Source organism: Streptomyces sp. DSM 41931 (assembly GCF_050271085.1).
Lineage (GTDB): Bacteria > Actinomycetota > Actinomycetes > Streptomycetales > Streptomycetaceae > Streptomyces > Streptomyces albogriseolus.
Window position 1 is genome coordinate 6,003,565 of sequence record NZ_CP189902.1, and the last position, 12,663, is coordinate 6,016,227.

Below are 12,663 nucleotides of genomic sequence, written 5' to 3' on the forward strand. Positions count from 1 at the left end.
CACGGAGGGAACGACGCCATGCCCACCAAGGTCATCCGCAGCCCGGAGGGCAAGCAGCGGCCGCGTGACGCCGCCTGGTTCACGCTGTACCCGAGACGCTGGACACTCCGGGCCGTGCGAGCGGTGGGGCGGCGCTGGCGGTCCTACCGGACCGGCCGGGAGGCCCGCCGGAGCATCGTCCCCAACCGCAGGTGGCACCCCTGGCGGGTCTCGCTCGGCCGGCTGCTGCGTGTGTTCGCCTTCGTCGGAACCGCGCTGCTGCTCGGCTGGATCGCGCTCGCGGCGTACGACTCCTCGCAGCAGGCGCGCTCGTGGTACGACGAACTGAAGAACGACGCCTGGTTCAGCACCGTGCTGTCCTTCGTGAGCCCCGTGCTGACCGGCGCCCTCCTCCTCGCGGTCTTCCTCCTGTACTGGTACCACAAGGCCAAGAGGCCGCTGGTGAGGAAGGCGCGCACCCGCCCGCACGAACTGGTCCCCACGGCAGGGACGCTCGTCGACCGGATCGTCGGGCGCCGCGAACTGGCCCAGGTGATGGCCCAGACGCTCCGCAACCGCAAGACGCGCCGTCCCTATCTGCTGGTCGGCGGCGTGGGCGTCGGCAAGACCGCCGTCCTCGTGGAGCTGACCCGCATGCTCGCGCAGCAGTCCGCCGTACCGGTGCCCCTGCGCCTGCGCGACATGGACGGGGAGTTCGACTTCGAGCAGATGGCACGGCGCCGCTTCGCCGAGGAGGCCGACCAGGGCGTCTTCGCCGCCGGGAACATCGACAAGGCATGGCGGCAACTGCGGCTCGACGACAAGGCCGTGGTCATCGCCGACGGTCTGGAGGAGGCCCTCCTCGACGAGCGGTACCGGGAGGACCGCGACAACATCATCCGGCGGGCCATCGACCGGGCGGACCGTCAGCAGCTGCCCCTCGTCATCGCCTCGCGTCCGCACGCGCCGCTGGAAGGCACCAGGGCCGCCATCGCCGACCTGGAACCGCTCAGCGAGGAGGCGGCCCTGGAGTACCTGGTCCGGGAACCCGGCGAGGGGGACGAACGCCGGCTGGACTGGGTGGTGGAGACCGCCGAGGTCTCCGACTCGCCGATCTATCTGCGCATCGCACGCGCCCTCCAACAGCGCGGACTGCTGGAGCACCTGACGCTCCGCGAGAACGACGGGCGGCTGAATACCCGCAGCAACGACTGCTCCACGATCAGGCTGTGGCTGCTCGACAGCTACCGCCGGGCCATGGAGGACGGGCTCATCCGCGACAAGCTGGTGATGGACCGCAGGGAACGCAGGGAGACCCTGTGGGTCGTGTCGGCCCTGGCCTGTTTCGGCCTGCTGCAGGACAGCCTGGAGGTGTCCTTCGACGACTTCGTCGGCGCCTACCTGGACGACCTGCGGGAGCGCCGCCGCTCCGGGGACCTGCCCGAGGAGCCGTCGGCCGGATCGTGGCGGGAGGCGGTCCGTTCCTCCGTCTCGCCGGTCCAGCGCGAGGTGGTCTGGAACGTGCTGGCCCGCACGGTCGGCGAGTCGTCGTCCTGGATCAACCCGCTGGACGCCCCGACCGAGTGCTACGCCGAGCTCGCCCGGTACGCCGCCAACGGACAGCACCTGGGGCTCGTGCGGGGTTCCGAGAACAAGGTCCTCTTCCCCCACAGCATCGTCCAGGCCTACCTGGGGCACCGGCTGCTGACCGAGGTGCCCGCCGACGAGATGGCCGCCGTCGTCGGACCCGCCCTGCGCGGCCCCGGCCCGTCCCGGGAACTCCTCATCGCCCTGGTGCTGCTCTCCCGCCACCGGGCCACCACCGTCGCGCCCCGCCCGTCAGGGCCGCGCGACGGCAGGAGGGCCCCGAGGACGAGCGAACTGCTCCGCGACGCCGCCGCGAACCGGCACGACGCGAAGTACTTCGACCTGTACGCCGCCGCCCTGGAGATCGACAGCATCGACCCGGAGCCGATCCAGGACGAGCTGGCCCGCAGCCTCGACGAACAGTGGGAGGGGCTGGTCATCAGGTCCGACCAGCGCACCGTGGAGGACGCCAAGCTCGGGCTGGTGCGGCGCTTCGGCGCGGCGCTGCGCGAACGGGAGAGGCGCGGGAACGAGGCCGGGCCGCCTCCGGGGGCGGCCGCGGCGCCGCCTCCACTGCCGTACGAGCGGCTGCTCAGTATCGGCACGCACGAGCCCTCCCACGCCGTCCGGACCGCGATCGCCCACCAGATCGCCGCCGGCGGGGACGCCGCCTTCCGCGCCCTGCGGGAACTGTTCCCCCTCGACACCGATCCGGTGCGGCAGTACCTGCATCAGACGCGGGAGGCCAGACGGAAGCTCAACGAGGACTACACCGCCTGGCTCGAGGACACGGAGTCGGGCCGGCCGGCCGACCCGGGGACGGCGCAGCGCAGGGAGCAGCGGTACGCCCGGTTCGTACGGGAGCACGAGCGGCGCCGCACCGAACAGTGGCGTCACTTCGCCCTGCGGGCCTGGCTGGTCCCCATGTTCCTCGGGTCCGTCTCCGCGAGGTACCGCGACGAGGCCGAGGAACGCCTCGATCTCTGGCTGCGGCACCTCACCGTCCCGAGCGGCCGGAACGGCGCGCCGGCGCCGTCCACGGGACCGGTGGAGCCCGACCTGCCGCTGTCCCTGGAGATCGCCATGACCCAGGGCTTCAAGAACGCCGCGAACCGGCGCAGGCGTCATCCGGATGTGTACGAGGAGAGCCGGGCGTTCCTGACCAGGCATGCCGAGCGGATGCTCGCCTCCAGCCGCTCCTGGTACGCGCAGCTGAGTCTGCTGCACGCCCTGTGCCTGTGGGAACTGCCCGACACGGCCGGGCGGCAGGACGCCCCCGCCGGGAAGGACGCGTCCGTCGAGCCCGTGCGCGCGGTCGCCCGCTGGCTCGCCATCGCGGGGAGCGCGCGCCGTGGCGGGGGAGACGGAGGCGGGCCGCGCGCGATGCTCCACCCGTTCGTCGCCGAGGCCGCGGACCTGGTGACCCTGGCCCTGGAGACGGGGCATCCCGAGCAGTTCCTCTGGATCGACGAGCACGGCGCCGTCAACAGCGTCGGGTCCACCCCGGCGGACCCGGAGCGCTACCGCAAGCACAATCTGTGGATCGCCCCGTCGTCCGGGTGGACCAGCCTGCATCCCCGGGCGCAGCGGCTCCTCGCCGACGTCCTGATCATGCTGAACCTCACGGAGCGGGACGGCAGCCCGGACGCCATCGAGGAACGCCTGGAACTCACCGACCGCAGCGACCTCCCGCCCTGCGTCACCCACGACCGCACCCCGCTCCACCCCGAGCGGAGCGTGGGGCGCGACGACCGGGACGAGCCGGGCTCCACCTGCCTGCCGACCTGCACGTTCCGCCTGTGCCCCTATCCGCCCAAGGCCGCGAGGACGCAGAAGGAGATCGAGGAGCCGTTCTGCCGGCAGCAGCAGGCTCTCCTGCACAGCCACCGTCGCTGGCACCTGCCGGCCCTCACCCGGCGCACCGCCTCCTGGGTGAGCATCCCCGTGCGGGAGCTGCACGCCTTCTGGGAAGTGATGGCGCACCGGAAGCGCAAGACGCCCGAGGAGGACGAGCAGGTCCTGTGAGGCGCACGCACGAAGGCGCCGCACGCACGAGGGCCCCGGAACCCTTCCCGGGTCCGGGGCCCACACCACAGCCTGTGGCCGCGCTACGGCAACTGCGCCGCCCGCGCCTCGCGGCGGTTGTCGCGGAAGTTGTTCACCCGCCGCGCCGTGGCGAACAGCGGAATGACCGCCCCCATGACCAGCTGCAGCGCACACCCCGTCTGCAGCAGCAGCTGTCCGCTCGGCGCGTCGAAGGCCCATGCCGCCAGCAGCCCCATCGACAGCACGATCCACGACAGCATCGCCACGGCGAGGCGCCCCCGCGGCTTCGGGTACTCGACGCGGCTCACCATCAGCCACGCCGTGCCGATGATCGCCAGCAGCGTCGCCACGAACGGCAGCTCAAGGAGCACGATCGACACGACCGTCAGCGCCCCGAAGGGCGACGGCATGCCCTGGAAGGTGCCGTCCTTCACCGTGACGCAGGAGAAGCGCGCCAGTCTCAGCACCACCGCCAGCAGCACCACGATCGCCCCGACCGCGGCCACCCTCTGGTGCGCGTCGTCCGCGACCATGCCGTAGACGAGGACGAAGTACGCCGGGGCCAGGCCGAAGCTGATCAGGTCCGAGAGGTTGTCCAGCTCGGCGCCCATCGGCGAGGAGCGCAGTTTGCGCGCCACCAGGCCGTCGAAGAGGTCGAACACCGCCGCGCACAGCATCAGGATGACCGCGGTGGCCGCGCTGTGGCGGGCCATGCCGGACTCCTGGCTGCCCTGCAGATGCGGGATCAGGATGCCGGTGGTGGTGAAGTACACCGCCATGAAGCCGCACGTGGCGTTGCCCAGCGTGAGGGTGTCCGCTATCGACAGACGCAGCGACAGAGGCATCTCCTCGTCGTCGTCCTCGTCGGCCTCCGGCACCCAGCCGGCCTGTGTCTCGGGATCAACCACGGTCAATGCGAGTCACCCCAGCCACGGTCTTCTGACCCACTTCGACATCGACCTCCACGCCCTCGGGCAGGTAGATGTCGACGCGCGAGCCGAAGCGGATGAGGCCGATGCGCTCGCCCTGCTCGACCTTGGTGCCCTGGGGCACGTAGGGGACGATGCGGCGGGCCACCGCGCCGGCGATCTGGATCATCTCGATGTCGCCGAGCTCGGTGTCGAAGTGCCACACCACGCGCTCGTTGTTCTCGCTCTCCTTGTTGAAGGCGGGAACGAAGCCACCGGGGATGTGCTCGACCGACGTCACGGTGCCGGCCAGGGGGGCGCGGTTCACGTGGACGTTGAGCGGGCTCATGAAGATCGCGACGCGGGTGCGTCCGTCCTTCCAGGGCATGATGCTCTGCACCACACCGTCGGCGGGCGAGATGACCCGGCCCTGGGCGATCTCGCGCTCGGGGTCGCGGAAGAACCACAGCATCCCCGCCGCGAGAGCGGTGGCGGGGACGGCGACGGCCTTGGCGGCGCCCGAGCGGCGGGCGCGGAGCAGGCTCACGGCTGCGGTGGCGACGGTCGGCAGAAGCCACGGCGATGCTCCGCGCGCGAGGCGTACGCCGGCGAGGCTGTCGCGGTGTGCAGAGGTTTGGCTGTGGGGCATGGATGACCTTCGTAGCGGATGATGCCGCGCAACTGCGGGGGACGGCGGCTTTCCGGCGATCGTAGCGGCTCCCGGCCGCAACTGGGTAAGCCAGGCAACCAAGTCGGCGGCCGAAGAACGCATACGGGGTGTGATCCTCTTCCTCAAGAAAACACCCCGTATCCGGACATCTGACCCTGCTCAGCCTTGGAATCGATACTCTTCGAGCAGTCGACGGCCGATGATCATTTTCTGGATCTCAGCGGTGCCCTCACCGATCAGCAGCATCGGGGCCTCCCGGTAGAGGCGCTCGATCTCGTACTCCTTCGAGAAGCCGTAGCCGCCGTGGATCCGGAAGGCGTCCTCCACGACCTCCTTGCAGTACTCGGAGGCGAGGTACTTCGCCATCCCAGCCTCAAGGTCGTTTCGTTCCCCGGAATCCTTTTTGCGCGCTGCGTTGACCATCATGGCATGCGCGGCCTCCACCTTGGTAGCCATCTCCGCCAGCTTGAACTGGATGGCCTGGTGCTGGGCGATCGGCTTGCCGAAAGTGTGACGCTGCTGGGCGTACCGGACGCCCAGCTCGAAGGCACGCTGCGCGACGCCGCAGCCACGCGCCGCGACGTTCACACGGCCGACCTCGACGCCGTCCATCATTTGGTAAAAACCTCGGCCGGTGACGCCGCCGAGCACCCGATCGGCGGGAACGCGCAGGTCGTCCATGATGAGCTCGGTCGTGTCGACGCCCTTGTAGCCCATCTTGTCGATCTTGCCGGGGATGGTCAGGCCCGGACGGACCTCGCCGAAGCCCGGCTCCTTCTCCACCAGGAAGGTGGTCATCGACTTGTGCGGCTTGGCGGCTGCCTCTTCAGGGGAGTGTCCTTCGTCACTCCGCACCAGAACGGCCACCAGCGACGAGGTTCCGCCGTTCGTCAGCCACATCTTCTGGCCGTTGAGGACGTACTCGTCGCCGTCCTTGACCGCCTTGGACGTGATGGCCGACACGTCGGAGCCGAGACCCGGCTCCGACATCGAGAAGGCGCCCCGGACGTCGCCGGCCGCCATCCGCGGAAGGAAGTGCTCCTTCTGCTCCTGCGTGCCGTGCTGCTTGAGCATGTACGCCACGATGAAGTGCGTGTTGATGATGCCGGACACTGACATCCAGCCGCGGGCGATCTCCTCCACGCACAGCGCGTACGTGAGGAGGGACTCGCCCAGGCCGCCGTACTCCTCGGGGATCATCAGGCCGAACAGGCCCAATTCCTTCAGCCCGTCGACGATCTGCTGCGGGTACTCGTCGCGGTGCTCCAGCTCGGTCGCGACCGGGATGATCTCCTTGTCCACGAAGTCCCGGACGGTGGAGAGGATCTCCTGCTGGACGTCGGTCAGACCGGCGGTCTGGGCGAGACGGGCCATCGCTTACTTCCCCTGTTCCTTCAGCTCGGGGCGGCCGGGCTGCTCGCCGCCGCGCTCCTTGATGTACGTCTCGGTCGGCACCATCACCTTGCGGCGGAACACGCAGACCAGCGTTCCGTCCTGCTTGTAGCCCTTGGTCTCGACGTACACGATGCCGCGGTCGTTCTTCGACTTCGACGGCCACTTGTCCAGGACGGTCGTCTGCCCGTAGACCGTGTCGCCGTGGAAGGTCGGGGCCACGTGCTTGAGCGACTCGATCTCCAGGTTGGCGATGGCCTTGCCGGAGATGTCCGGCACGCTCATGCCGAGCAGCAGCGAGTAGATGTAGTTCCCGACGACGACGTTCTTGCCGAAGTCCGTCGTCTTCTCCGCATAGTTGACGTCCATGTGGAGCGGGTGGTGGTTCATGGTGAGGAGACAGAACAGGTGGTCGTCGTACTCGGTGACCGTCTTCCCCGGCCAGTGCTTGTACGTCGCCCCGACCTCGAACTCCTCGTAGGTGCGTCCGAACTGCATGACGGTCAGGCCTCCGGGATCTCGAACGTCGACGTGCGCCGCATGCCGGCCGCACGCCCCTTGCCCGCGATGACCAGGGCCATCTTGCGGCTGGCCTCGTCGATCATCTCGTCGCCGAGCATCGCGGAGCCCTTCTTGCCGCCCGCCTCGGACGTGTAGTAGTCGTACGCGTCCAGGATCAGCTCGGCGTGGTCGTAGTCCTCCTGCGAGGGGGAGAAGACCTCGTTGGCGGCGTCGACCTGGCCGGGGTGCAGCACCCACTTGCCGTCGAAGCCGAGCGCGGCGGCGCGGCCGGCCACCTCGCGGAAGCCGTCCACGTTGCGGATCTGCAGGTAGGGACCGTCGATCGCCTGGAGGTTGTTGGCGCGGGCGGCCATCAGGATCTTCATCAGGATGTAGTGGTAGGCGTCCGCCGGGTAGCCGGGCGGCTGCTCGCCCACGACCAGCGACTTCATGTTGATGGACGCCATGAAGTCGGCCGGGCCGAAGATGATGGTCTCGATGCGCGGGGAGGCCTGGGCGATCTCGTTGACGTTGTTGAGGCCCTGCGCGTTCTCGATCTGCGCCTCGATGCCGATCCGGCCGACCTCGAAGCCCATGGTCTTCTCGATCTGAGTGAGCAGCAGGTCCAGGGCGACGACCTGCTGGGCGTCCTGCACCTTCGGCAGCATGATGCAGTCGAGGTTCGGGCCCGCGCCCTCGACGACCGTCACGACGTCCCGGTACGTCCACTCGGTGGTCCAGTCGTTGACGCGCACCACGCGGGTCTTGCCGGTCCAGTCGCCCTCGTTGAGGAACTTCACGATGGTGTGCCGCGCCTCGGGCTTGGCGAGCGGGGCGCAGGCGTCCTCGAGGTCCAGGAAGACCTGGTCCGCCGGGAGGCCCTGGGCCTTCTCCAGGAAGCGCGGGTTGCTTCCCGGGACCGCCAGACAGGAGCGGCGGGGGCGAAGGCGATTGACGGTTGTCATGCGGGGACCTCCAGGGGGTCGAGCTTGTTCGCGGTGCGGATCTCGTCGACGATGCGGCCGATGATCCCGGTGATGTCGAAGTCCTTCGGGGTGAAGACCGCGGCGACTCCCGCGGCCCGCAGCTGTTCGGCGTCACCGCTGGGGATGATGCCACCGGCGATCACGGGAATGTCCGTGGCGCCGGCCACACGGAGCCGTTCGAGTACGTCCGGCACCAGCTGGGCGTGCGATCCGGAGAGGATCGACAGGCCCACCGCGTGGACGTCCTCCGCCAGCGCGGCGTCCACGATCTGCTCAGGGGTGAGCCGGATGCCCTGGTAGACCACCTCGAACCCGGCGTCGCGGGCCCGCACGGCGATCTGCTCGGCGCCGTTGGAGTGACCGTCCAGGCCGGGCTTGCCGACCAGGAAGCGCAGCTTGCCCACGCCGAGGTCCTTCGCGGTGAGTTCCACCTTCCGGCGGACCTCCGACAGGGCGGAGCCCTGCTCGGCGGGGACCGCGACGGGGGCCGAGGAGACCCCGGTCGGCGCCCGGAACTCGCCGAACACCTCGCGCAGCGCGCCGGCCCACTCGCCGGTGGTGACGCCCGCCCGGGCGCACTCCAAGGTGGCCTCCATGAGGTTGTCGGTGCCGCGCGCGGCCTCCTTCAGCTTCTCCAGCGCCTTGCAGGGGCGCGGGTGGTTGAAGGGCGGCTGGTAGCGGGTGTCGCGCCAGTTCTGCAGCGAGGCGATCACCCGCGCCTCGACCGCGGGGTCGACGGTCTGGATGGCGGTGTCCAGATCGGCGGTGAGCGGGTTGGGCTCGGTGGACTCGAAGGCGTTGACCCCGATGATCTTCTCGTCGCCGGACTCGATCCGGGCGCGGCGCGCGGCGTGCGAGGAGACCAGCTGGGACTTGAGGTAGCCGGACTCCACGGCGGCCATCGCGCCGCCCATCTCCTGGATCCGCTCGATCTCCGCGGTCGCCTCGGCGACCAGCTCCTCGACCTTGGCCTCGATCACCTTCGAGCCCTCGAAGATGTCCTCGTACTCCAGCAGGTCGCTCTCGTAGGCGAGGACCTGCTGGATGCGCAGCGACCACTGCTGGTCCCAGGGGCGGGGCAGGCCGAGCGCCTCGTTCCAGGCGGGCAGCTGCACGGCACGCGCACGGGCGTCCTTGGAGAGGGTGACGGCCAGCATCTCCAGCACGATCCGCTGGACGTTGTTCTCCGGCTGCGCCTCGGTCAGCCCGAGCGAGTTGACCTGGACGCCGTAGCGGAAGCGGCGGTGCTTGGGGTTCTCGATGCCGTACCGCTCACGGGTGAGGGTGTCCCAGATGCGCCCGAACGCGCGCATCTTGCACATCTCCTCGATGAAGCGGACGCCCGCGTTCACGAAGAAGGAGATACGGCCGACCACGTCGCCCATGCGCTCCTGCGGCACCTGGCCGCTGTCGCGCACCGCGTCGAGCACGGCGATCGCGGTGGACATCGCGTACGCGATCTCCTGCACCGGCGTGGCCCCGGCCTCCTGCAGGTGGTAGCTGCAGATGTTGATCGGGTTCCACTTCGGGATGCGGGAGACCGTGTACGCGATCATGTCGGTCGTCAGGCGGAGCGACGGCCCCGGCGGGAACACGTGCGTCCCGCGGGACAGGTACTCCTTGACGATGTCGTTCTGGGTCGTGCCCTGGAGCTTGGTGATGTCCGCGCCCTGCTCCTCGGCGACGACCTGGTAGAGCGCCAGCAGCCACATGGCGGTGGCGTTGATCGTCATCGAGGTGTTCATCTGCTCCAGGGGGATGTCCTGGAACAGCCGGCGCATGTCGCCGAGGTGCGAGACCGGCACCCCGACCCGGCCGACCTCGCCGCGGGCGAGGACGTGGTCGGGGTCGTAGCCGGTCTGGGTCGGCAGGTCGAAGGCGACCGACAGACCCGTCTGGCCCTTGGCGAGGTTGCGCCGGTACAGCTCGTTGGACGCCTCGGCGGTCGAGTGGCCGGCGTACGTCCGCATGAGCCACGGACGGTCCTTCTGACGCTCTGTCATGGCTGTGCCCGCCCTCAGACGTTCCGGAAGCGGTTGATGGCGTCGATGTGCTTGGCCCGCTTCTCGTGGTCGCGCACGCCGAGACCCTCCTCGGGCGCCATGCACAGCACGCCGACCTTGCCCTGGTGGAGGTTGCGGTGCACGTCGTAGGCGGCCTGGCCGGTGTCCTCGAGGGAGTACACCTTCGACAGGGTCGGGTGGATCTTGCCCTTCGCGATCAGCCGGTTGGCCTCCCAGGCCTCGCGGTAGTTGGCGAAGTGCGAGCCGATGATGCGCTTCAGCGACATCCACAGGTAGCGGTTGTCGTACTGGTGCATGTAGCCCGAGGTCGAGGCGCAGGTGGTGATGGTGCCGCCCTTGCGGGTGACGTAGACCGAGGCGCCGAAGGTCTCGCGGCCGGGGTGCTCGAAGACGATGTCGATGTCCTCGCCGCCGGTGAGCTCGCGGATGCGCTTGCCGAAGCGCTTCCACTCCTTGGGGTCCTGGGTGTTCTCGTCCTTCCAGAACTTGTAGCCCTCGGCGTTGCGGTCGATGATCGCCTCGGCGCCCATCGAGCGGCAGATCTCCGCCTTCTGGTCGCTGGAGACGACGCAGATCGGGTTGGCGCCGCCGGCCAGCGCGAACTGGGTGGCATAGGAGCCGAGGCCGCCGCTCGCGCCCCAGATGAGGACGTTGTCGCCCTGCTTCATGCCGGCGCCGTTGCGGGAGACCAGCTGCCGGTAGGCGGTGGAGTTCACCAGGCCCGGCGCGGCGGCCTCCTCCCAGCTGAGGTGGTCGGGCTTCGGCATCAGCTGGTTGGACTTCACCAGCGCGATCTCGGCGAGGCCGCCGAAGTTGGTCTCGAAGCCCCAGATGCGCTGCTCGGGGTCGAGCATCGTGTCGTTGTGGCCGTCGGACGACTCCAGCTCGACGGACAGACAGTGCGCGACGACCTCGTCGCCGGGCTTCCAGGAGTTCACGCCGGGACCGGTGCGCAGCACGACGCCCGCGAGGTCGGAGCCGATGATGTGGTACGGCAGGTCGTGGCGCTTGGCCAGCTCGCTGGTGCGGCCGTAGCGCTCGAGGAACCCGAAGGTGGACAGCGGCTCGAAGATCGAGGTCCACACCGAGTTGTAGTTGACCGAGGAGGCCATCACGGCGACCAGGGCCTCGCCCGGGCCCAGCTCGGGCAGCGGCACGTCGTCCAGGTGGATCGACTTACGGGGGTCCTTGTCGCGGGTGGCGAGGCCCGCGAACATCTCCGTCTCGTCCTTGTGCACGGTGATCGCGCGGTACGACTCGGGGAGCGGCAGGGCGGCGAAGTCCTCCGACGTGGAGTCGGGCGACTGGATGGCGGCCAGGATGTCCTTGACGGTCACGGTGTTGCCTCCGGCGAAGGGCGCCCTGAGGGAGGGGCGCTGAGGGTTACGTCGGTGTGCTGCTGAGGGTTGGGGGTGCCGTCGGTTCGGCGGGTGGTGCTTCGGCAGCGCGTGGTTGCGCGGGAGGTTGCCTGTGACGCAGGCGTCCGGACGTGCGGGTGGTGGACCCGCCGGGACCCGCCCGGACTCCTTCAACGTATGGCACGCCGTGTCAGTCGGCAAGGCACTGCGTGCCAGAACTTGGGCTCAGGTGAAATCTTTACGCATCAGATGAGCGATGATCGATCGAATCGGCCTGGAAACGCGGGTGAAAACCGGCCCTGACATGGCAAAACGGCCACCCCGTGGGGTGGCCGTCATCACAGCGGTGAAGGGCGGTTCAGCGCGAGGTTCAGCGCTCCTTGAGCGCCTGCTCGATGGCCCGCATGACCTCGTCCAGCGGGGCGTCGGTCCGGGCGACGGTCACCAGCACCTCGTCGTGCGCGGACACCGTGGCCGCGGCCGGCCGGGGCGGGGCGGCGGTGCGCCGGCCCGCCATGATCCCCGAGCCGAACGTCTTCCGCACGATCGCGAAGGCGTGGTCCAGCTGCGCCTCCACGTCGCCCTGGCCGCCCGCCCGCAGCCAGCGCCGCAGCACGTGGTTGTGCGCCGTGACCACGGCGGACGCGGCGACCTCCGCCAGCAGCGGGTCGTCGTTGGCGTCGTCGTCATGGGCGTGCTCGTCGAAGTGGCCCAGCAGATAGCGGGTGAACAGCCGCTCGTAGCGGGCCACCGAGGCGATCTCCGCCTCCCGCAGGGTGGGCACCTCACGGGTCAGCTTGTAGCGGGCGACCGAGATGTCCGGCCGCGCCGCGTACATCTTCATGACCTCTTTGATGCCCCGGCACACCGTGTCGAGCGGATGCTCGTGCGCGGGCGCGGCGTTGAGCACCGCCTCGGCGCGGACCAGGGTGTCGTCGTGGTCGGGGAAGATCGCCTCTTCCTTGGAGCGGAAGTGGCGGAAGAACGTGCGGCGGGCCACCCCGGCGGCGGCCGCGATCTCGTCGACGGTGGTCGCCTCGTACCCCTTGGTCGCGAACAGCTCCATCGCGGCGGCCGCCAGTTCCCGGCGCATCTTGAGGCGCTGGGCGGCGGCACGCGAGCCGGCGGTGGACTCCGGCTGCTCGGTCGTGGCCGGCGTACGTACGGACTTGGCGGGCTGGGACATGCCCTGAACGTACTGCATGCGCGCAG

General features: G+C 69.5%; 9 protein-coding genes. 1 reads left to right on the plus strand and 8 read right to left on the minus strand.

What is annotated here, in order from left to right; translation table 11 throughout:
• Window positions 1-18: 18 nt before the first annotated feature.
• A complete protein-coding gene (locus tag ACP7TJ_RS27530) occupies window positions 19-3,591 on the plus strand; it encodes an ATP-binding protein (protein WP_427766131.1) in 3,573 nt (1,190 codons plus the stop codon).
• A gap of 83 nt (window positions 3,592-3,674) precedes the next feature.
• Here ACP7TJ_RS27530 and pssA read toward each other — a convergent pair whose 3' ends face one another.
• From pssA to ACP7TJ_RS27570, 8 genes are all read right to left on the minus strand, one after another.
• Window positions 3,675-4,490, minus strand: coding sequence for a CDP-diacylglycerol--serine O-phosphatidyltransferase (gene pssA / locus ACP7TJ_RS27535; RefSeq protein WP_026243358.1), 816 nt, complete (start codon window positions 4,488-4,490; stop codon window positions 3,675-3,677).
• Window positions 4,491-4,512: 22 nt separating this feature from the next.
• Window positions 4,513-5,169: a phosphatidylserine decarboxylase gene (locus ACP7TJ_RS27540; protein WP_024883881.1), complete on the minus strand. Its 657-nt coding sequence runs from the start codon at window positions 5,167-5,169 to the stop codon at window positions 4,513-4,515.
• 180 nt (window positions 5,170-5,349) lie between these two features.
• Complete coding sequence (locus ACP7TJ_RS27545; protein ID WP_093765983.1) at window positions 5,350-6,564, minus strand: acyl-CoA dehydrogenase family protein; 1,215 nt, start codon at window positions 6,562-6,564, stop codon at window positions 5,350-5,352.
• Window positions 6,565-6,567: 3 nt separating this feature from the next.
• Window positions 6,568-7,080, minus strand: coding sequence for a MaoC family dehydratase (locus ACP7TJ_RS27550; protein ID WP_086705158.1), 513 nt, complete (start codon window positions 7,078-7,080; stop codon window positions 6,568-6,570).
• A gap of 5 nt (window positions 7,081-7,085) precedes the next feature.
• Window positions 7,086-8,048 (minus strand): HpcH/HpaI aldolase/citrate lyase family protein, encoded by a 963-nt coding sequence (locus ACP7TJ_RS27555; protein WP_093765982.1) that lies wholly within the window; start codon window positions 8,046-8,048, stop codon window positions 7,086-7,088.
• Window positions 8,045-10,072: a protein meaA gene (locus tag ACP7TJ_RS27560; protein WP_093765981.1), complete on the minus strand. Its 2,028-nt coding sequence runs from the start codon at window positions 10,070-10,072 to the stop codon at window positions 8,045-8,047. The genes ACP7TJ_RS27555 and ACP7TJ_RS27560 overlap by 4 nt, the downstream gene beginning before the upstream one ends.
• A 14-nt stretch (window positions 10,073-10,086) precedes the next feature.
• Entirely contained in the window at window positions 10,087-11,430 is a 1,344-nt protein-coding gene (ccrA, locus tag ACP7TJ_RS27565; protein WP_093765980.1) for a crotonyl-CoA carboxylase/reductase, read from the minus strand.
• 391 nt (window positions 11,431-11,821) lie between these two features.
• Window positions 11,822-12,637, minus strand: coding sequence for a TetR family transcriptional regulator (locus tag ACP7TJ_RS27570; protein ID WP_189909125.1), 816 nt, complete (start codon window positions 12,635-12,637; stop codon window positions 11,822-11,824).
• Between the last annotated feature and the right edge of the window lie 26 nt (window positions 12,638-12,663).